Source organism: Priestia flexa NBRC 15715, from assembly GCF_001591565.1.
In the GTDB taxonomy this organism is placed as follows: domain Bacteria; phylum Bacillota; class Bacilli; order Bacillales; family Bacillaceae_H; genus Priestia; species Priestia flexa.
Genome location: NZ_BCVD01000002.1, coordinates 24,251 through 44,757, shown reverse-complemented (window position 1 = coordinate 44,757; position 20,507 = coordinate 24,251). Strand labels below are relative to the sequence as shown.

The following is a 20,507-nucleotide window of genomic DNA, read 5'->3' as shown; positions in this document are numbered from 1 at the left end:
GATACATCATGACAGTAATTAGAAAAGCTTTAGCAGAAGACTTACCTACAATGGTGGCTATTTATAATCAGTCAGTACGCCAAAGCGCAGCAACATTTGACTTAACTCCTGTAACAATTGGGCAACGTAAAAGCTGGTTTGAATCTCACGACCAAAGTCAACTGTTTCCACTGCTTGTTGCTGAACGAAATGGTGAAGTAGCTGGATACGCATCTTTGTCTTCCTACCGTGATAAAGAAGCATATATTCGAACAGTTGAACTCTCCGTTTATGTAGATGAAGCTCACCAAGGATTTGGAATTGGTAAAAGGTTAATGGAAGCTATTCTAGTACAAGCAAAAGAGTTAAATCATCACGTTGTTATTTCTGGTATTACAAAAGGAAACGATAAAAGTATTAAAATGCATGAACAGTTTGGATTTACCTTTTGTGGGGAATTTAAAGAAGTAGGATGGAAGTTCAATCAATGGCAAGATGTTCTGTTTTATCAACTGATTCTTTAAGTGAAATTAAATAGTATCTTGTTTGAGAATTATGTTATAATAGAAAGCGTTCTAATAATACATATCAACGTACCACAGGGGGAGCCTGAATGGCTGAGAGTGAACCAATTGTTCTGACCCTTTGAACCTGTTAGTTAATGCTAGCGTAGGGAGTGTGGAGCGTGCAGCTTGTGCTGCCTCCTGTGTTTGTCGTTGAATACTAATGATTTTACAACAGGAGTGAAAAGACGATGAACAAAGGAATGTCTTTACAAGCGAAAATTGAAGTGGCAATCTTTGCAGCTCTAGCAATGATAATTGATATATTGCCATCAATTACAATTGCACCTGCCGTGTCCATATCATTTTCCATGGTACCAATCTTCATTATTTGCTTTCGATGGGGATTTAAATCAGGCGTGGTAGCTGGATTTTTGTGGGGATTGCTACAAGTTGTCACGGGTACTGCTTATGTATTAACACCTCTACAAGCATTTATCGAATATTTTATTGCATTTGCATTCATTGGTCTAGCAGGGCTATTGTCTGGTGCTATTAAGCAGAACTTAGCTACTAACAATCGAACAAAAGCATTTACATTTATTATTTTAGCAATTGTTATCGGCAGCGTTGCTCGCTATTTTTGGCACTTTGTTGCAGGGATTATTTTTTGGGGCTCTTATGCACCAAAAGGAGTATCTGCATTATGGTATTCATTTACGATGAACGGACTAGCAATGGTGGGATCCATGATTGCTTGCCTAATCATTTTAGCCGTATTAATTCCGTCTGCTGCAAGAGTGGTATTAAATCGCGCATCATAAATAAAAGGAATGAAACCTATAGGAGTAACATCCTATAGGTTTTTTGCGTTTTTAAACCAATTTACATGTTTTCAGTGTTTTTGTTCTTTTTATGAAAGGGTTGAGGGTTTTTTTGTAGAATGGTATACTAGGTCTGTTTGTTGGAAGAATATACATACCATTTTTTGTAGGAAGGAATCATGTTAATGAACAAACGTAATCTCCTTTACATGACGATTGCAACATCCCTTTTACTCGCAGGATGTCAGCAAAAAGCTCAAAAAGCAACTGAAGTCGATACGGACTTGATGATTGCAGGAGAGATAGAAAGTCATGATCAAGAAGCAAAGAAAGATGTTGTTGAAAACCAGTACAGATATGATATTTCAGATACAATAGATGAAAAAATAATCTCGCAGTTTATGAATAGCTACTTCAAGGCTTTACATGATGGAATCCTTCATAAATCAGCTAAGTCAATTCAGACATATATAATAGAAGATAGTGAGTTTTATAAACAGCAAGTAATGAAAATTGATAATTTTTCGGAGCAAGGAATTCGTCAAGAACTAAAGACGTTTCAAGTTGTGAACTGGTATGAAGCTGAGAAAAATCAAATAAATTTACAAACGTTTGAAGAGGTCACCATCCATCAACCTAATAAAAAGGATTATACAAAGAGTATTAATCAATTGTATACGCTAATAAGCGATCAAGGTACATTGCGAATTAAAAGCGTAGAGCCGTATACAATGGATAAAGCAGAAGAAACGAAGTCAAATGCACCAGCTATTACAAGAGCAGCTAGCTTAAATGAATATAACGGTAAATGGTCCACTGCCAATTCTGACTTAAAAGGTGCTCCAATCGTAGAGTTTTATGCTTCTTCTAGCTCAGAGGCTACGGTGAAGATTCATGCCTATAAGCCACCAAATTCAGTAGAAGTAGCTACAGTAGAAGCAGAAAACATAATTTTTAAACATAATCAAGCTGTTATTCATTACGATACGGACAATAATGGAAATAAAGGAACAATTGTCGTGACCCTAAAAGCAAATTCTCTTTTTGTTATTCATCATTTAGAAAAGGCTTCTGAGTCTAAATGGACGATTCCTGCAGGCGCATTTGAGCTGTCCACGTTTGAAAGTTAAACAAGATAAAAGAAAAAAGGGGGATTCAAATGGGAAATCTATATATGGTGGCCATAATTTGTTCCCTGTGGCTTGTGCTGTCAGCATGTAGTGAGACAAAGTCTGCTCCGGCTCCGACACCAAAAGAGCCTGAATCAGAAGCTACCGTTCTGGTTGATGTCGATGAGTCTGCTAATGAGACACAAAAGAGTTCTTCTCTTCCCGTTGTGACAAATGAAGAAGCCAAACAGCTTGCTACAGATTCGTTGAAGAATGTTATCCAAACATTTGATATCTTAGGTAAACAAGAGGGATGGGACAGTGAAGAGAAACCAGCAGATTTTCAATTGCTAAGCCCTAGGCTCAAAGAATTTGCTACGAGTTCATTAGTTGCTACGAAACTAAAAACAATCGCCACTTCTTATTACTGTCAATGTGATGAGCAGTCTATTCCAAATCTAGCGACAACCGTACGTTTTAAAGTGATTAACAACCGCCCCGGTCAATTTTCAATCTCAGCTATTCAGCCACTGGACGAAAAAGGGAACGGAGGTACAACTATTTACTTGAATATGAAATACGGAAAAGATGGTTGGAAGTTAAATGAATGGGACGAAATGACGTATCGTCAAAAACCGTTAGATATTTCGTCAGATGAGTATTTAGAATATCTGAAAAAAATAACGCCTAACGAAGCAGTTTCGTTTAACAAAGAAACGACTATTGAAGATGAACATGGTAATCAAGAAAAAATCTTACTATTTAAAGATGATTCTGGAGAATTTGGTGTTTTGGCAAAGAGTTCAGAGCGGATTAATGAAGTTCAAGAGGATGTGCCAGTAACTTTGCCTTTGGAAGATAATGATGTAGATTTGAACAAGGTTACAGAAGTAGACGCTTCGGTTGTTCGTTCGTTTACGGAAACGTATTTACGTGATTTAACAGAAGCAATTAATCTTAATGAGTTTGATCGCATTCAACATTATTTTGAAAAAGATAGCACGTTGTTTAGCGAACAACAGCAGCTTGTCAAAACACTCTATGATCGAACAATACGAGAAGATCTTGCAACGGTTGAAGTTTTAGAATGGACGTCTAAAGAAGCAAATAGCTACGAAGTAAAAACGAAAGAAGTTATGAACATTACCATTAATGAACATACAGAAGAAAAAGAGTATTACCGAGTGTACACAATCGTACATGAAAATGAAAAGCTCGTCATTACTCAGTTAGAATCTTATTGAAAGCTCAGAGTCTACCTGAGCTTTTTTATAAGAAAATACTTTACTATACTAACGCAAGATAACTCTTTCTTATCTTGCGTTAGTATGATAAAGTAAAGAAAAAACGGAAAAACCGCTAATAAATTACATATTTTTACACGATTATTGAGTCGTTAAAAAAAACGACCTCTTTAAATAGGTTTATTTTTCGTTTTAAATTGATTTTAATACCAATACATTCAAGATGTAAAAAACGCCTTAGGGTAGATTTTGAAGCTTATAAAAGATATTAGTTAAAAGAAGGTGGAAATGATGAAAAATGACAACGTATTGATACAAAGTCAATCCTCTCTGTCATTTCGGCAATTAAAAGAACAGTGGGGAAATCTACTAGATGAAAACCAAAATCTATCGTTGGGTCATACAGACGATGGAACGTTTGTTGAGCTTTTTATGAAAATTAAAATGATAAAACCTGAGCTATCTCCGCATACCATTCGAGCGTACAATCAAGATTTAAAAACAGTTTTGACTTTTTTTAAAGAGTTAGACGTTTCCTTAAAAGAGATTGGGTTTATGGAAGTGAAGGCATTTAATCATTGGATGAATCAAACCTATGCCAAAAGAAGCGCAGCAAGAAAACTAGAGTTTTTCAGAAGGATGCTCACGTTTGGTCATGAAACCCATTTTTATAGTGCGCTCTATACAACATGGATCGAAAAGCCTACTGTTTCAAAAGGACATTATAGCGAAAAGAAACAGGTTAATCGAACGGAATACAGAGAGTTAAGCACAAGAGAAGCTGAGCTCATTGTAAAAGCGCTTGAAGATACGGTAAAACATTCCATGCTAAAAGAAGAGTACCAAGCACGAAATCGCTTAATCGGTATGCTTTTATATTTAAGCGGAATGAGGTCTAGTGAAGTATTAAGCTTGAATTGGGGAAGCTTTCGTGAAGATCGTCGTGGCAATATGTTAGTAGATGTGTTCGGAAAAGGAAAAAAAGAGCGAACAATTCCAGTATTTAAAGACGTTCAAAATGCTCTATTTCACTACCGAGAAAGTTTAGGAGAATCGACGATGCTGAATCCGTCGGATGAAACGCCGCTTTTCTTTCAACTTAAACCATTTGTCAAAACAGGAGTCAAAAAAAGATTATCGTATACAACACTTTATCGGCTCATCAAAACAGCGGTTTATGCGATTCAAGGTAATTCGTCTATTTCACCACACTGGTTTCGTCATACGTTCATTACGAACAGCTTAGCGAATGACGTACCATTATCGGTGGTGAAACAAGTAGTTGGACACGCCTCCATTGCAACGACTAATATTTACCTAGAAAAATTACAAGAAGATACGGTTTATGATGCATTTCGAAATTCCGGTTATCGTTAGATTCCTATAACTATATTATGTAAACTTATAAAATGAAACTCTCTCATTTCGCTTCTTTTTTCGAATAAACCCTTCATTCATCAAATATAATGGTCTAAAAAAGGGAGGCGAAGTGCAATGGGTGTTAAGCATCCGCTTCAACATCATTTCGGAGAAGTGACCGAAATTTTTCATTACATTCATGATTTATGTGAAAGCGCAGGGTTGTACATTGATTGGCACGGCACGACACAAACTGTACAGCTATACCGGAATAAAGAATCAAGAGAAGCGGGAGATCGGTACATAGGAGCTATTCAATACGAAGGTAGTAATGAGTTGCAAAAACGAACGCCTTCAACGGTGAGTTTACGCTTTCGAAGAAGTAACTTAACATCACCATTTAAATATTTACTTGAAAACATTACAGCGTTTCGAAAGGATACTAACAAAGAACCCTTCGTTAACGCAGAGGCCGAGTCAATTGCGTTTAAGTTTACGGCACTAGATGAAGAAGCAATGGAAACGCTGAGACAAATTGAAGATGTGCTAAAAATGGCAAGATGTATTTAAAGCAGGCGCTTTAAGTGAAATGCCTGCTTTATGTATGTCCAATCTCTTCTTGAAGAGATTCTGCTTTTTTTTCTAATTGTTGAAGTACGTTAAAATAAGCAGCTAAATCGGCTTCATCAATTTCCGCTGTTAGCATTTTAAAAAGGTCTTCAATCGGACCTGTTATTTCCTCTTGCAAAGCCATTCCTTTTTCTGTTTGTTGAATATAGTAAGAGCGGCGATCTTCAGGATTTCTAATACGCTGTAAGTGACCGCTTTTTTCTAACAAATCTAAAATTTTTGTGAGTGTAGCTTGATCTTTATCTGCTTTTATCGCTAGCTGCTTTTGAGTAATTCGATCAGATTCTGATACCTTTTTTAATACCGTCCATTGTTCAGGCGTTATGTCGTAGGGTCTTAGAAAACTAGCTACCAGCCTACTCAGGCGCTTTCCAACCTTCGCAGTCGTAAAACCGTACATTTCTTCCATTGATTTCATTTATTTACCTCCAAGTACATACTCAGTCTTTTCATCATATCACATTCTACTCTCTCAGTTACATTCTAACTAAGGTTTTTTAAAATGATAACGCTATCATTTAGGTAGAGTTCGAATTTAGCTAGACTTCTTTAATTGAACAAGGTAATCTAGTGTTAGAATAGTTCAACTTTTTCAATAAATAAAAGAGGTGTCTGAATGAGTACTGGTAAAATGAACATCAAAGCAATTTTTTTCGACTTAGATGATACGTTGTTATGGGATAAAAAAAGCGTTGCGGAAGCGTTCCGTGCAACGTGTGAGTACGCGAGTGAAAAATATGATGTTGATCCTATTGAGTTAGAAGCAGCTGTACGCGAAGCGGCTTCTTCACTTTATGCTACATACGAAACGTACGAGTTTACAAAAATGATTGGTATTAATCCATTTGAAGGGCTATGGGGAGATTTCCATGATGAACATGAGAACTTCCAAAAAATGAAACAAATTGTACCAATCTATCGCAAGGATGCGTGGACGCAAGGATTAAAGTCACTTGGAATTGATGACGAAGCATTTGGTGCAGAGCTTGCAGAGCGATTCCCTAAAGAGCGTCGCCGTAATCCGTTCGTATATGAAGATACGTTTGATGTGTTAAATGAACTACAATCAAACTATAAGCTGTTGCTATTAACAAACGGGTCGCCTCAACTTCAGAATATAAAACTAGAGATTACGCCAGAAATTGTTCCTTATTTCGATGAGATTGTCATCTCTGGAGCATTTGGAAGAGGGAAGCCGGATCCGTCGATTTTTGATCATGCTTTATCTTTGTTAAACTTATCAAAAGATGAAGTGATTATGGTTGGTGATAATTTAATGACGGACATTCTTGGCGCTTCTCGAGCTGGGATACGCTCTGTCTGGGTGAATCGTGATGACAAAAAAGCGGATAAAGTTGTACCGTTTCATGAGATTAAGAGGCTGAGTGAATTACATGAGTTTTTAAATCAAGAATAATCGTTTAATCTGTTTTTTCACAGAGCTCTTGGTAGACACATTGTTTACAGCGAGTACTTTGTTTCATCGGAAAAGCGCTTAGTGGCTTTGGTTACACACCTCTCGATAGACGTTTTTGTTTGTTGAATTTCATAATCTGCTAAATAACCTTTTTGGTAGTATTCGAGCATCATGGTGTACACGTTCGGTTCATGATACCAATCGTCGCCATGATCTCGTGTTTGCAAATAAGCACGACGCAGTTCTTGATCAATGAAATTACGCATTGCAGTCATGTGCTCTTCGATTGATTCTGTGTTTGTGGTAAAGGAATAATTCCGAATAGCTTGCTTGACTGCTTGTCCCACTAATAGCGGCAAAGTAACTATTTTCTTTAAGCGATAGGCTTGTTTTGCAAGTTCAGTAGAAGAAGAAAGCCAACCATGATGGGAAAAATAGTACTGATAAGCATATTTTCTTGGGCACTCTATCATCTGATTATGGCGAGCGAGTGACCAAAAAAACGAGGAGGGTTCGCTAGAAGCATAAGTATCACGTCCTTATCCTTTTGTAGCATACATATGAAGTTCTCTGAAGTTTAGAACGAAAAATGACGAAAGAATTAAAAAAAGCTTGCTGTTTCGCTTTGACCGTGCTATAGTAAAGAAGCGATGAGCTAATTTGTGTAAGTCGAAGGATATGCTTTTGCTAAACGTATGAATGTGGTCATACGGTCCTCGCCTCAAAACGCATCAAAGACGCCCAATTGGGCGTCTTTTTGTACATTCTTCACATGAGTCATTCGAAGCAAGACAATAGCGTTACTTTTCATATTCCTTTAAAATAAATGCTAGATAGAAAAAAGGGGAGTCAATTGTGATACGTGAAATAGAGATGACTGATGCGCCTCAATTTGTTGAGATGATTAAGCAAGTAGAAACTGAAAGTCAGTATATGCTTTTTGAAGAAAACGAACGAAAGCTAAGTTCAGAGCAACAGGAAAAGCAAATTGAAATGATGAAACAACAGCGAAACTCTACGCTTTTAGTAGCAGAAGTAGAGGGTGAACTGGTTGGTTACTTACAGGCTGTAGGTGGAGTGGTGAACCGAAGTGCCCATATCGCGTATGTGTCGATGGGAATCTTAAAAGACTATCGAGGAATGGGTATTGGTTTGCAGTTGTTTCAACAGCTTGAAGAATGGGCAAAAGAACAGCAAATTCACCGCCTTGAGCTAACAGTTGTAGTTGAAAATGTAATTGCAATTCATTTGTATAAAAAAATCGGGTTTCAAATTGAAGGCACAAAAAAGCATTCGCTGCGAATTAATGGGCAATATGTAGACGAATACATCATGAGTAAATTATTAGATGTTGAATAAGTTTAAACAAAAAGGAGCAGTCTACGCTGCTCCTTTTTGTTTAACTACCTCGGTAGATTTGATATCCCCATGGAGAAACAAGAAGAGGGACATGATAATGCTCAAATGCTTCTGAAAGCCCAATCCTAACCGCTACTTTTGTTAAAAAAGCAGGCGTGCTCGTTTGAACTGATTCTCTTATAAAGTAAGGTTCGATATCAAATAAAAGCTCATACTCGCCTGGGGTGAACGTTTCGTTACTAAAAAAAGGTTGGTCAATTCGTCCGCCTTCGTTTGTAATTGTATCTCCAATCCACAACCGTTCATTATCGTCTTGAAGTTTGTAGAGTGAAACAGCTATCCCTTTAGCTGGTTTTCCATTTGCTAAATCTAAAACATGAGTCGAAAGCGTGGTCATGTTAATTTGACTCCTCAAGTGCGGATGTAACAGCTATTTTGACATCCTCCTGTGTTACCGTGAAGACTTGGAAACCAAACGGTGGCTTTGGTTCAGTATACACTTTGCCATCAGAGTTTGGAATATCTTCAACGACTGCATCCCACGTGTGATTTTGTGACTCAAACGTGACATCTTTTAGTTGAGGGAAGCGTTCGAGCACGCGAATGCCGATTAGATAAATTAAATTTTGAATAGATGGTGTTTCAGTCTCGTTAAACACTGAGCATGCGATGTCTTTTACTTGTTCCGCTGCTACATAAGAAAGAGGGGCATCACCTATTGCGTCTTCTGGTTGAGTGTATGTCCATCCGATATTTAAATAAACAAAAAGTGGGCGATTAGAGTCTTCGGGTAACGTTGTATATTCATCTCGAACAAACCCGACAAATGAATTTCCCTCTACTTTAATTAGCTGTAAATCTTTTAGTTTACTATATTGCTCAGTAATTTGTTGACCTTGGACCGTTCGTTCTATTTTAATACCAGCTTGAGCATATTCATTTCGAGATCTTTTGTAAACAAGCTTGCTTTCAGTTAGCGTATTGCCTACCATACCGTTTGTGGCTTCAAATGGAACTTCGTCTCCAGTTAATTGAACTGTTTCCATTTGAGGATATTTATCTAAAAATGCTTCAGCAACATATTTTAAGAAGCCTTCGATTGTTGAACCATCATAGCTGCCTAAATGACGCTGAATAAAATTTTTCATAGAGTCTGTTGCAACAACAAGACTATTATCACCTTCTATAAACGAAGATAAAAACTGACTTCCTCCTATTGCCACTTTTACATTGACGCCAAATACGATGTTATTTCGGCCACTGAATTCGGATTCTGGAATGACCTTCACACCTTTAAGTGGTTTTAAATACGTACGATAAGCAAATACATCTCCTTTTCCATAATACATTTGGCGATTTGATTGATTCGTCATTGTAACACGCTCCTCAGTTTTTATTTTGTCTACCAATCGAAAATAAGCAATCTTATATACTTCAGCTAACGCTGTTGTAAACTCTGTTTTTTTATCGTTTTGTAGTCGATTAATTAAGCTTTGATAGATTGTGCTTTTCGTTTTTCCTCTTACAGCAACGATAAAAGGGAAACCGAAGCGATTCATATAGGTCTTGTTTGCGTTTGTGAAATGTTCATACTCTTCCGCTGTAAGAGAGGTTAAACCGGCGCCCGTTTGCTCATTTATAGAGTGAGTCGTCATGGCGATTTTAGCTCCTAGATTTGGGTGAGCTTGTAGTAAGTCTAATTTTCTTTGATTAGAAGCTTCATCAATAACTCTGATTGTTCGGTGATGAAATTCTTGGAGAGAACTAAACGGCCGGAGTGGAGCAACTTTTTTTACAATCCAAGAAGAATGTTCATAGATATCTTGAAATAATCCAATAAATGTTTGCTCAGGTAATTCATTTACTTCGTGAATCGTTTGCTTCATCATGTTAGCACCTCATTATTTTGATTCTGAATAATCAATTTTTTTGAACGTCACGATAGGCCTATTCGTAGTTTCGCTAGAACGAAAGAATATGTTTAGTAAAATAGCAGCAATGCTTCCTGTAATAATACCATCACTTACAATAATCTTAAGTCCAGCTGGGAGCTGGGCGAATAAATCAGGTACGACCGTTACCCCTAATCCAAGTGATAATGAACAGGCAATGATTAATAAATTACTTTGATTAGAAAAATCAACGTTGCTCAGCATTTTAATTCCTGATGAAATAACCATTCCGAATAATACAATCATAGCACCACCGAGTACGGGAGTAGGAACAACTGTTGTTAATTCAGCAATTTTAGGAATAAGACCTAACGTAATCAAAATGACTCCTGCTACCACTACGACATTTCTTGTCTTTACTCTTGAGAGTTGAACAAGTCCAACGTTTTGAGCAAACGTATTGTAAGGAAAAGCGTTAAAAATACCGCCTAGCATAATAGCTAACCCTTCAGCACGATAACCTTTAATAAAATCTTGATCGTTTAAGTCACGCTCGCAGACTTTGCTTAGTGCGAGAAAAACACCCGTAGATTCAATTATGATTACCACACCAACTAGTATCATAGTCAGGATAGGTCCAATTTCAAATGTGGGTGCACCAAAATAAAATGGAGTAGGAATATGTAGCCAGGAGGCTTCTTTTACACTTGATAAATTAACCATGCCCATAAACGCTGCAACAATTGTTCCTACTACAATGCCCAGAAGTACGGACAATGCTCGTAGAAAACCTGTGAAAAAACGATTTAAAAATAAAATGAAAGCGAGAACGCCAAAAGCTAATGCTAAATTTTCTACGGATCCAAACTCTTCACTGCCAACACCACCACCCATGTTTCGAACGGCTGATGGCACAAGTGACAAGCCAATCATCGTCACGACTGTCCCTGTTACAACCGGTGGGAAAAGTTTAACGATTTTACCGAAAAAGTTAGCGAATAAAACGATAAACAGTCCCGCTGCAATAATAGCGCCGTATACTGCGTTAATTCCATACTGCGAGCCAATTGCTATCATTGGTGTAACCGCAACAAACGAGCTTCCGAGTACAACCGGTAATCCGATTCCAAACCAGCGGTTGTTCCAAGCTTGCAATAAGGTAGCAATGCCGCATGTTAGTAAATCAATTGCAACTAAATAGGCGAGTTCATGTGCGCTTAAATGCAAAGCGCGCCCCACGGTTAACGGAACAAGGATAGCTCCAGCATACATCGCAAGTACGTGTTGCAAGCCTAATGAAGTAAGTGCTAATGGATTTTGTGTTTTCTTCATACAAAATCTCCTTTCATTATATCACAATTGATGTTATAAAATGTAACATTAATAGGTGTTGATACCATCTTAATCCGTTTTGAATATTCTGTCATTAGTGAATGTAACTAAAAAATATAAGTTTTTTTTCGCTATTTTTCCAAAAAAATAACCCGGTGGTATGTTTTGTGACACATAAAAGAGCATGATAATTTTATGAAAATGAATAAGCTCTCTACTCATACACTATTACAAGACGTTATTAAACTATGGAGGTGCATCATGAAAGAATGGATACAACGCAAATTTCAACAGGTAGCAAATGACGAGAGAACGCTTAAAGCAAAAGAAAAGCTAGCGGATGGGGGAATTACAGTACCTATCTCAGCTGCTATGCTTATGCGCTTGTTTCAGAGACAGTTAAAGAAACAAGATCAAATTCAGAATTTAAGTATCATTTTTCAAGAAAATATCATTGAAGTAAAAGGTAGTGTTCATAAATATTTGTTAAAGATTCCCTTTCAAATAAAGTTGGAACCTTCTTCAGCTAACGGACGTGTGCTTTTATTTCAAATTCATGAAATGAAACCTACCAACCGCGATTTTCTTAAAAAGAGACTATTTGATAAACCTCCAGTAACGACTTATAAAGATGGGCAAATCCACATTGATCTGAACGAAATTGATAAAGTGAAACTGATTCCAATTGGAACGATTAAGCAGTTTTCCATTCAGGATAATAAACTGCGTGTGAAAATCGGAATATAAGTGTTAAAAAATCTTTTTATAAAAAATTTAGAATTTTTTATCTTTACCTATTGTGACAATCTTCCATCTAGATGTACAATGGAATTTATATAAAGGTAAATAACCCTTAAATTCAAGAAAGCAAGGAGAAGCAACCATGACAAAGTACAATATTGATGTAACATTAACTCAAACAAAAAAAGAAAAACCCAACGCTAGTGAATTGGCGTTCGGTAAAGTATTCACGGACCATATGTTCATTATGGACTACACAGAAGGTCAAGGTTGGCATGATCCGAGAATTATTCCTTATCAGCCTCTTACGTTAGATCCAGCATCGATGATTTTCCATTATGGTCAATCAGTATTTGAAGGCTTAAAAGCATATGTAACAAAAAAAGAGCAGGTATTATTATTTAGACCCGATGAGAATTTCAAACGATTAAACAAATCAAATGATCGTCTATGTATTCCTCACTTAGATGAAGAGTTAGCGTTAGAAGCGCTAAAAACACTAATTCAAGTGGACCGCGATTGGATTCCAAATGCTGAAGGTACGTCTTTATATATTCGTCCATTTATTATTTCAACAGAACCATATTTAGGCGTTTCACCATCTGATCGTTATCAATTTATTATTATTTTATCGCCTGTAGCTTCTTATTATAAAGAAGGCATTGCTCCGGTACGAATCGCGGTTGAAAATGAATTTGTCCGCTCTGTAGCTGGAGGGACAGGTAGTGCGAAAACAGGCGGAAATTATGCGGCAAGCTTAAAAGCGCAGCAGCTGTCTGGTACAAAAGGTTACTCTCAAGTACTTTGGTTAGATGGCGTAGAGCGCAAATATATTGAAGAAGTAGGAAGTATGAATATCTTTTTTAAAGTAGATGGTGAAGTTATTACTCCGTCTATTAACGGTAGTATTCTAGAAGGTATCACCCGCAAATCAGTTATTGAGCTATTGAAGCACTGGGGTATCCCTGTTTCAGAACGCAAGATTTCAATTGCTGAGATTAAGGAAGCCTATGCAGCTGGTAAATTAGAAGAAGCATTTGGAACAGGAACAGCAGCGGTTATTTCTCCAGTAGGTGAGCTATTCTGGCAAAATGAAGGTATGAGTATCAATGGTGGAAAAACTGGAGAAGTTACAAAGAAATTGTATGATACGCTAACAGGCATACAAAGTGGAATGGTTGAAGATCACTTTAATTGGTGTATAGAAGTAAAGTAGGTATAATTCAATAAAAATGTTAGTAAAAACCAGGGAAACAGTTCTTTTTTCCTGGTTTTTACTTTATACTTAAGGTGAACATGTTTCATTAGAAAAGATAAGGGGTTGGTGGGGTGCTATTTTTATCACATGATGAAAAAGTGCGTGTACTAGAAGAGGTTATTCAAAGAAAGTTATGCGAAATAGCTGGAGTGGAAATGAATGCTGGTGAACTTCATCGATTGGTTGGTTATTTATTTGCGTCTCATCTAGTTGAATTTACCCCCTGTGAGTACAAGCTGAGAATTCAGTATGAATCGCAGTTACACGATTTTTACCACCATCTAAAAGAATCTGCACCCACAGAGAGCGTTTAATAGAAGTGGTGTAATCTCCCCTAAAAAAAAGAAAGTTAGCATGCGTGCTAGCTTTCTTTTTTTGATAGTTATTCATATAATTGCCTCTTTTACGCACATTAACAGTAAAATGTAATTAAAGGAGGCTATATGCGTGACACAAACTGTAATGTTAGGATTGTTTATTGGACCATGGCTGTTATTCTTTTTCTTTGATAGCAATCGCATAAAGCGGTATGTTCTCGCTGGGCTTTTTGGGATTGTTATGCTGACGATTTCTTTGAAATGGCTAAACGCTATGATTGGTGGGAAGTTAACCAAACGCTGTTTTTCTTAGAGGATATGACCCCGTTTGTATTTGGCGTATTTTTTGTGGGTACACTTCTTATTTTTTATTTTACTTATCCCGGCTTTTGGGCGTTTTTTATCTTAAATGCCATCTTTGATTTATTTCAAGCTTATATATTGAGCCCATTTTTCCAACGTTTAGGGATTTATGAAATGCACTCTGTAAATGCATTCCAGCTTTTTTAAATTATGACCGCTGTGGCCATTCTTTTTTATCTTTATCAGAGGTGGCAAGATAGTGCATTTAAAATTGAAATCAAATAATAAAGCGCTCACATAAAATAATTCCATCCATTCATACCGAATAAAAAGGAATTATTTTATCTAAAGAAAAGAATTTTTCAATAAATAGTAAAACGAACAGGAAAGTTTGTGTTAAAATGTCAATGTTGCTTCCTAACGCGTAGAGTTTACGTCAAAGGAACAAGACTTTTATTTACATAGTTAGAAGGAGAGAGAGTTCTATGGAAAAAGTATTTATTTTCGGACATAAAAATCCAGACACAGATACAATCTGCTCGGCAATTGCTTATGCGGATTTAAAAACAAAGCTAGGTGTGAATGCAGAACCTGTACGTTTAGGGGACATTAATGGTGAAACACAATTTGCGTTAGAGAAGTTCAACGCAGAAGTACCACGCTTTGTAGCTGAAGTATCAAAAGAAGTAAATGAAGTTATTTTAGTTGACCACAACGAGCGTCAACAAAGTGCAATAGACATTGACCAAGTACGCGTACTTGAAGTAATTGATCACCACCGTATTGCAAACTTTGAAACAGCAGATCCACTATACTATCGTGCAGAGCCTGTAGGTTGTACAGCAACAATTTTAAACAAAATGTACAAAGAAAATGGTGTTGAAATCGAGCCAAATATTGCTGGGTTAATGTTATCAGCTATTATTTCTGATTCACTATTGTTTAAATCACCAACTTGTACAGACCAAGACGTTGCAGCAGCAAAAGAGCTTGCAGCTATCGCTGGTGTAGATGCAGCAGAATATGGACTAGCAATGTTAAAAGCAGGTGCAGACCTTGGAGACAAAACAGCAGCTGAATTAATTTCACTTGATGCAAAAGAATTTACAATGGGCGCTAGCAAAGTAGAAATTGCTCAAGTAAACGCAGTGGATGTAAATGATGTGATTGAACGTAAAACAGAAATTGAAGAAGTAATTGCAGCAACAATCCAAGCGAAAGAATTAGACTTATTCTTACTTGTTGTAACAGATATCTTAAACAGTGATTCAACTGCTATTGCACTTGGCGCAGAAGTTTCAAAAGTAGAGCAAGCATATGGAGTACCGCTAGTGAACAACATGGCGCTATTAAAAGGCGTTGTATCACGTAAAAAACAAGTTGTTCCAGTATTAACTTCAGTATTTGCATAATCCCTAAAAACCTCGAGGTTCTTCGAAACCATCGAGGTTTTTTTATTATTTCAACATAAAAATCTGCTTATTTTGTTATAAGCCTTTACAAAGCACACGTTAATTTGTTAAATTAGTATCTATATTAAAAATTGTTAAATAATTTAAAAGATTTATATTTCTTTAGATCGTTACGAATACGGAGGGAATTATTGTGACAGAATTAAGAAGTAACATGATCAAAAAAGGTTTTGACAGAGCACCTCATAGAAGCTTACTACGTGCTGCTGGAGTAAAAGAAGAAGATTTTAATAAACCGTTTATCGCTGTTGTAAATTCATATATTGATATTGTACCTGGGCATGTACATTTGCAAGAGTTCGGGAAAATTGTAAAAGATGCTATTCGCGAAGCGGGCGGCGTTCCGTTTGAAATGAATACAATCGGCGTAGATGATGGGATTGCAATGGGACATATCGGTATGCGCTACTCACTTCCAAGTCGTGAAATCATAGCTGATTCAGTAGAAACAGTTGTTTCAGCACACTGGTTTGACGGAATGGTTTGTATTCCAAACTGTGATAAAATTACGCCAGGAATGCTAATGGCTTCCTTACGCTTAAATATCCCATCTATTTTTGTAAGCGGCGGACCGATGAAAGCCGGACAAACAAGCGACGGTCGACGCATTTCGTTATCTTCAGTATTTGAAGGCGTAGGTGCTTACCAAGCAGGGAAAATTGATGGCAAAGGACTTCAAGAATTAGAACAGTTTGGTTGTCCGACATGTGGTTCATGTTCTGGGATGTTCACGGCTAACTCAATGAACTGTTTAGCTGAAGCATTAGGCTTAGCGCTACCTGGAAATGGTACAATCTTGGCTGTTGCACCTGAACGTAAAGAGTTTGTGAAAAAATCAGCGAAGCAGTTAATGGAATTAATTAAGCTAGATTTAAAACCACGTGATATCGTAACAGAAAAAGCAATTGACAATGCATTTGCGCTTGATATGGCTCTAGGTGGTTCAACAAACACTGTTTTACATACGCTAGCGCTTGCGAACGAAGCAGAAATCGACTATCCGCTTGAACGCATTAATGAAGTAGCAGCACGCGTACCACATTTATCTAAGCTTGCACCAGCATCTGATGTCTTTATTGAAGATTTACACGAAGCAGGTGGTGTATCTGCTGCACTTAATGAGCTTGCGAAAAAGCCAGGTGCACTTCATTTAGATACAATGACCGTTACAGGTAAAACATTAGGTGAAAACATTGCGGGGTGTGAAGTACAAGACTACAATGTTATTCATCCAATCGATAAGCCGTTTACAGAAAAAGGTGGACTAGCTGTCTTATTTGGTAACTTGGCTCCAGATGGTGCTATCATTAAAACTGGTGGTGTTCAAGACGGTATAACACGTCATGAAGGCCCAGCTGTAGTATTCGATTCTCAAGACGAAGCCCTTCACGGCATTGCAAACGGCAAAGTCAAAGCCGGAGACGTAGTTATCATTCGTTATGAAGGACCTAAAGGAGGACCAGGAATGCCTGAAATGTTAGCTCCTACTTCTCAAATTATGGGAATGGGATTAGGGGCAAAAGTAGCCTTACTAACAGACGGAAGATTCTCTGGAGCATCACGTGGCTTATCAATTGGCCATGCTTCACCAGAAGCTGCTGAAGGTGGACCACTTGCATTTGTTGAAAATGGAGATCATATCGTAATTGATATTGAAGAGCGCCGCATGGACGTAGAAGTGGCACCTGAAGTTTGGGAAGCTCGTAAAGCTAATTGGAAAGGCTTTGAACCAAAAGTGAAAAAAGGGTATCTTGCTCGTTACTCTAAACTTGTTACATCGGCAAGCACAGGCGGAATCATGAAAATCTAAAACAAACAAAAGCCCTCTAGCTCATTTACTAGATAAAATGAATAAGCTAGAGGGCTTTTTCATGTAACATTCCTTGTCATTAATCATTTAACACTTGCAGTTCTTTTTGATAGCTTAAATAAGTTTGGACTTTGTGAATAGCAGAAGAGTAATCTTTAATTAGATAATGAATCGAGGTAATAACACTATCAGGATACGCGTCAAGGTTTTGGAGTAATAATAAACGTTGATATCTCATTAATTGTTTTTCAAAATAATGCAGTACTTGTTCAGGGGTTTTGACAACTAGTAATTTCATGTATTCGTGAACCTGCTTTTCAAGAAAAAAATAGCGGTCTACAAAAAACATAACCTTCATCTTATCAGCCTCCTTTAAATTATAAGTCAGTATGTCATACGCTGAAGATTTTACATGATAGACGATTTTCAATCACAACCTTTTATCTTCCAGCTGAGGAAAAAGGAACGATTGTTAAATAGCAAAAAGAAATCCTCGGTTGAAGGATTTCTCTTCGCAAACAACCTATTACTACGCACTCATATTCGAAATAGAGGACTGCTGATATTTCGCAATCTTACATTTTATATATGTAGGTGTTTCACCAAATAAATTTGCCACAAACAAAACCGCACCGTAACGAGTTTTTGCATTTGAGATTTCACGATTCACAAGATATTCATACACGGCCGCTTCCAGATTGTCTATAAATAAAAGAACATGACGCTTTTCGAAGAGAAGTTGATACATTTCAATAATAAGCTCTGATCGCTTTGAGAATTTTTCTTCTAATTGCGTTAAGCGATATGTTGTCAGAGGCACTTCGCATTGGATAATGTATTTTAATTCTTCTAAAAACAATTTATTCATGACGGTCACATCCCTATCCTTTTAATAAATTCATTTTAGCACTAACAATCTATTTTTGGAAGCGTTTTCAATAATATTTTTTTATGAAATAAATCATCAATTTCTGACATTTTTTTGCGATTTCTTGTATTAATTGTAGTATAGTTTGAATGAAAATCGAACGCTAGCGAATTGTTAAAGAATCTAACAAACTATTTTTATATTTTTCAAAAAACGAACGATAGTTGGAATGAACTACTATTACTTTATGATAAAATAGCTATATAACTAAGTTAGGTGATGAAGATGACAAAAAAACAATTGAATGAACTAAAGATATTAAAGGATATTGCAGAAATCCTAAATGAAAGTACAGACGTAAAGCAAATGCTTCAAGATACCCTGGTTCAATTGCTTAAAGCAACTCAATTACATACGGGGTGGATTTTTTTAATTGACGAGTGTGGAGATTATGAACTCATGGCTGCTCATAATCTACCGGACGCGTTAACGAATCATCAAATTCAACCTATGCGTAACGGCAGCTGTTGGTGTGTTAGCCGCTATTGTAATGGTAAATTAACAAAAGCGACAAATACAATGGAATGCAAAAGGCTGGATGAAGCTACAGTTCACGATTGGGGAGAAACAAATAACATCACTCATCACGCAACCGTTCCTCTTTATTCAGGAAAAGAACAGTTTGGCATATTGAACGTTGCGGCACCAGGAAAACAGTATTTTGATCAACAAGAGCTTGATATATTAGGTGCTGTTGCGCTCCAAATTGGAACGGCTATTAAACGGTTAGACTTAACAAAAAAAGAACAAGAAATGCGACTAAGAGATGAAAGAAATCGCTTAGCACAAGACCTTCACGATTCTGTTAATCAGCTTTTATTCTCAATTCAGCTCACGGCTAAAGCAGGAACAAAAACTGGCCATGAGGCGTCCAGGGATATGTTTGAAATAATTCAACAAACGGCTAGTCAAGCGCAAGCTGAGATGAAAGCGCTGATTTTACAGCTTCGTCCAGATGGATTACAGCAAGGGCTTGTTTGTGCATTAACAAGCTATGGTGAAATGATTGGTTTAAACGTAAATGCAATTCGAGAAGGAACGGCTTTTCTACCAGCTTCTGTGGAAGAAATGCTGTTTAGAGCTGGGCAGGAGGCCTTGAATAACTGCCGAAAGCATGCCGATGTACACGATGTAAATCTTTTTCTATCAATCCAAAAAGAAAAGGTTACTATGACAGTTAGCGACAAAGGAATGGGTTTTTGCTATGAAGAGTATGAGTCGGCAATGCTTCCTACAATTGGTTTAAGAGCAATGAAGCAACGAGTCGAAAAGCAATCCGGTACATTCCATGTAACTAGTAAACTAGGAGAAGGAACAACGATCCAAATTGTTGTTCCGTTTTAAGGAGAGAGAAAGATGAGCATACGTATTTTAATTGCAGATGACCACCATGTTGTTCGCAAAGGGTTAGCGTTATTTTTACAAACCCAGCCCGATATAGAAATTGTGGGCGAAGCGTCAAACGGCCAGGAAGCCGTTCGAAAAGTGAAAGAACTACAGCCTGACCTTGTCGTGATGGATTTATCAATGCCAGAGCTTGATGGCATTCAGGCTACTAAACAAATTAAGCAAGAGCAGCCAAATGTGAAAGTACTGATTCTAACGAGCTTTTCAGATCAAGATCACGTAATACCGGCATTAGAAGCAGGGGCGGAAAGTTACCAGTTAAAAGAAAGTGACCCTGATGAGCTGATAGTGGGAATTCGAAATGTAATAAACGGTCAATACCAGTTAAGTCCCAAGATAACAGCTCATTTATTAAATAAATTAACCCAACCTGTTAAAAAAGAGCCTTTATTGTTAGATTTATTAACAAAGCGAGAGCGTGAAGTGTTAAAAGAAATTTCTTCAGGGAAAAGTAATAAAGAAATTGCAGCTGCTTTACATATAACAGAAAAGACGGTTAAAACGCATGTCTCAAACATTCTATCAAAGCTTCAGGTTCAAGATCGCACCCAAGCTGCTCTATATGCTGTAGAGCATCATGTTTAAAAATGTGCTCGGTAGTACCGAATGGATGTACATGATAT

The 20,507-nt window shown here is 37.1% G+C and carries 23 protein-coding genes and 1 riboswitch; of the genes, 16 read left to right on the top strand and 7 right to left on the bottom strand.

Features of this window, described 5'->3' with window-relative positions; translation table 11 throughout:
* Positions 1 to 8: 8 nt before the first annotated feature.
* The 6 genes from BFL01S_RS00895 (at position 9) to BFL01S_RS00870 (ending at position 5,588) form a co-directional block, all read left to right on the top strand.
* Positions 9 to 503: a GNAT family N-acetyltransferase gene (locus BFL01S_RS00895; protein ID WP_025911112.1), complete on the top strand. Its 495-nt coding sequence runs from the start codon at positions 9 to 11 to the stop codon at positions 501 to 503.
* A 67-nt stretch (positions 504 to 570) separates the two neighbouring features.
* Positions 571 to 673, top strand: a riboswitch (TPP riboswitch).
* 60 nt (positions 674 to 733) lie between these two features.
* Positions 734 to 1,306 carry an energy-coupled thiamine transporter ThiT gene (gene thiT / locus BFL01S_RS00890; RefSeq protein WP_025911111.1) on the top strand — a complete coding sequence of 191 codons (573 nt, stop codon included), beginning with the start codon at positions 734 to 736 and terminating at the stop codon, positions 1,304 to 1,306.
* Positions 1,307 to 1,491: 185 nt separating this feature from the next.
* Positions 1,492 to 2,436, top strand: coding sequence for a TcaA NTF2-like domain-containing protein (locus tag BFL01S_RS00885; protein WP_139109140.1), 945 nt, complete (start codon positions 1,492 to 1,494; stop codon positions 2,434 to 2,436).
* Between the two features lie 29 nt (positions 2,437 to 2,465).
* Entirely contained in the window at positions 2,466 to 3,659 is a 1,194-nt protein-coding gene (locus tag BFL01S_RS00880; protein WP_025911109.1) for a TcaA NTF2-like domain-containing protein, read from the top strand.
* Positions 3,660 to 3,947: 288 nt separating this feature from the next.
* Positions 3,948 to 5,036: a tyrosine-type recombinase/integrase gene (locus tag BFL01S_RS00875; RefSeq protein WP_224840167.1), complete on the top strand. Its 1,089-nt coding sequence runs from the start codon at positions 3,948 to 3,950 to the stop codon at positions 5,034 to 5,036.
* A gap of 117 nt (positions 5,037 to 5,153) precedes the next feature.
* The gene (locus BFL01S_RS00870; RefSeq protein ID WP_025911107.1) at positions 5,154 to 5,588 is read left to right on the top strand and encodes a hypothetical protein; all 435 of its coding nucleotides are present in this window, start codon (positions 5,154 to 5,156) and stop codon (positions 5,586 to 5,588) included.
* Between the two features lie 28 nt (positions 5,589 to 5,616).
* Here BFL01S_RS00870 and BFL01S_RS00865 read toward each other — a convergent pair whose 3' ends face one another.
* Positions 5,617 to 6,066, bottom strand: coding sequence for a MarR family winged helix-turn-helix transcriptional regulator (locus BFL01S_RS00865; RefSeq protein WP_025911105.1), 450 nt, complete (start codon positions 6,064 to 6,066; stop codon positions 5,617 to 5,619).
* 198 nt (positions 6,067 to 6,264) lie between these two features.
* Here BFL01S_RS00865 and BFL01S_RS00860 point away from each other — a divergent pair, with 198 nt between their 5' ends.
* Complete coding sequence (locus tag BFL01S_RS00860) at positions 6,265 to 7,065, top strand: HAD family hydrolase (protein ID WP_235859187.1); 801 nt, start codon at positions 6,265 to 6,267, stop codon at positions 7,063 to 7,065.
* A gap of 44 nt (positions 7,066 to 7,109) precedes the next feature.
* On the opposite strand, the gene BFL01S_RS00855 is transcribed toward BFL01S_RS00860, so the two are convergent.
* Complete coding sequence (locus tag BFL01S_RS00855; protein ID WP_156474889.1) at positions 7,110 to 7,538, bottom strand: hypothetical protein; 429 nt, start codon at positions 7,536 to 7,538, stop codon at positions 7,110 to 7,112.
* Between the two features lie 379 nt (positions 7,539 to 7,917).
* Here BFL01S_RS00855 and BFL01S_RS00850 point away from each other — a divergent pair, with 379 nt between their 5' ends.
* The gene (locus BFL01S_RS00850; protein WP_025911101.1) at positions 7,918 to 8,424 is read left to right on the top strand and encodes a GNAT family N-acetyltransferase; all 507 of its coding nucleotides are present in this window, start codon (positions 7,918 to 7,920) and stop codon (positions 8,422 to 8,424) included.
* Between the two features lie 40 nt (positions 8,425 to 8,464).
* On the opposite strand, the gene uraH is transcribed toward BFL01S_RS00850, so the two are convergent.
* Genes uraH through BFL01S_RS00835 form a run of 3 tightly spaced genes read right to left on the bottom strand, consistent with a single transcriptional unit; the run spans position 8,465 to position 11,648 of the window.
* Entirely contained in the window at positions 8,465 to 8,821 is a 357-nt protein-coding gene (uraH, locus tag BFL01S_RS00845; protein ID WP_025911100.1) for a hydroxyisourate hydrolase, read from the bottom strand.
* A 1-nt stretch (position 8,822) separates the two neighbouring features.
* Entirely contained in the window at positions 8,823 to 10,313 is a 1,491-nt protein-coding gene (gene pucL, locus BFL01S_RS00840) for a factor-independent urate hydroxylase (RefSeq protein WP_061784634.1), read from the bottom strand.
* Positions 10,314 to 10,325: 12 nt separating this feature from the next.
* Complete coding sequence (locus BFL01S_RS00835) at positions 10,326 to 11,648, bottom strand: nucleobase:cation symporter-2 family protein (RefSeq protein WP_061784633.1); 1,323 nt, start codon at positions 11,646 to 11,648, stop codon at positions 10,326 to 10,328.
* A 261-nt stretch (positions 11,649 to 11,909) separates the two neighbouring features.
* Here BFL01S_RS00835 and BFL01S_RS00830 point away from each other — a divergent pair, with 261 nt between their 5' ends.
* The 6 genes from BFL01S_RS00830 (at position 11,910) to ilvD (ending at position 17,549) form a co-directional block, all read left to right on the top strand.
* The gene (locus BFL01S_RS00830) at positions 11,910 to 12,395 is read left to right on the top strand and encodes a hypothetical protein (RefSeq protein ID WP_061784632.1); all 486 of its coding nucleotides are present in this window, start codon (positions 11,910 to 11,912) and stop codon (positions 12,393 to 12,395) included.
* Between the two features lie 136 nt (positions 12,396 to 12,531).
* Entirely contained in the window at positions 12,532 to 13,605 is a 1,074-nt protein-coding gene (locus BFL01S_RS00825) for a branched-chain amino acid aminotransferase (protein WP_025911093.1), read from the top strand.
* A 113-nt stretch (positions 13,606 to 13,718) separates the two neighbouring features.
* Complete coding sequence (locus BFL01S_RS00820) at positions 13,719 to 13,961, top strand: hypothetical protein (protein WP_025911092.1); 243 nt, start codon at positions 13,719 to 13,721, stop codon at positions 13,959 to 13,961.
* 133 nt (positions 13,962 to 14,094) lie between these two features.
* Positions 14,095 to 14,277: a hypothetical protein gene (locus BFL01S_RS20935; protein ID WP_235859186.1), complete on the top strand. Its 183-nt coding sequence runs from the start codon at positions 14,095 to 14,097 to the stop codon at positions 14,275 to 14,277.
* A gap of 475 nt (positions 14,278 to 14,752) precedes the next feature.
* Positions 14,753 to 15,679: a manganese-dependent inorganic pyrophosphatase gene (locus tag BFL01S_RS00810; RefSeq protein WP_025911090.1), complete on the top strand. Its 927-nt coding sequence runs from the start codon at positions 14,753 to 14,755 to the stop codon at positions 15,677 to 15,679.
* Positions 15,680 to 15,872: 193 nt separating this feature from the next.
* Positions 15,873 to 17,549, top strand: a complete 1,677-nt coding sequence (gene ilvD / locus BFL01S_RS00805) for a dihydroxy-acid dehydratase (RefSeq protein ID WP_025911088.1) — start codon at positions 15,873 to 15,875, stop codon at positions 17,547 to 17,549.
* 79 nt (positions 17,550 to 17,628) lie between these two features.
* Here the strand turns inward: ilvD and BFL01S_RS00800 are convergent, their stop codons facing one another.
* Positions 17,629 to 17,907, bottom strand: a complete 279-nt coding sequence (locus BFL01S_RS00800) for a hypothetical protein (protein WP_061784631.1) — start codon at positions 17,905 to 17,907, stop codon at positions 17,629 to 17,631.
* 171 nt (positions 17,908 to 18,078) lie between these two features.
* Positions 18,079 to 18,417 (bottom strand): hypothetical protein, encoded by a 339-nt coding sequence (locus tag BFL01S_RS00795; RefSeq protein ID WP_025911084.1) that lies wholly within the window; start codon positions 18,415 to 18,417, stop codon positions 18,079 to 18,081.
* 285 nt (positions 18,418 to 18,702) lie between these two features.
* On the opposite strand from BFL01S_RS00795, the gene BFL01S_RS00790 reads away from it, so the two are divergent.
* Complete coding sequence (locus BFL01S_RS00790) at positions 18,703 to 19,821, top strand: GAF domain-containing sensor histidine kinase (RefSeq protein ID WP_061784630.1); 1,119 nt, start codon at positions 18,703 to 18,705, stop codon at positions 19,819 to 19,821.
* A 12-nt stretch (positions 19,822 to 19,833) separates the two neighbouring features.
* Positions 19,834 to 20,469 (top strand): response regulator, encoded by a 636-nt coding sequence (locus BFL01S_RS00785; RefSeq protein WP_061784629.1) that lies wholly within the window; start codon positions 19,834 to 19,836, stop codon positions 20,467 to 20,469.
* Positions 20,470 to 20,507 lie beyond the last annotated feature (38 nt).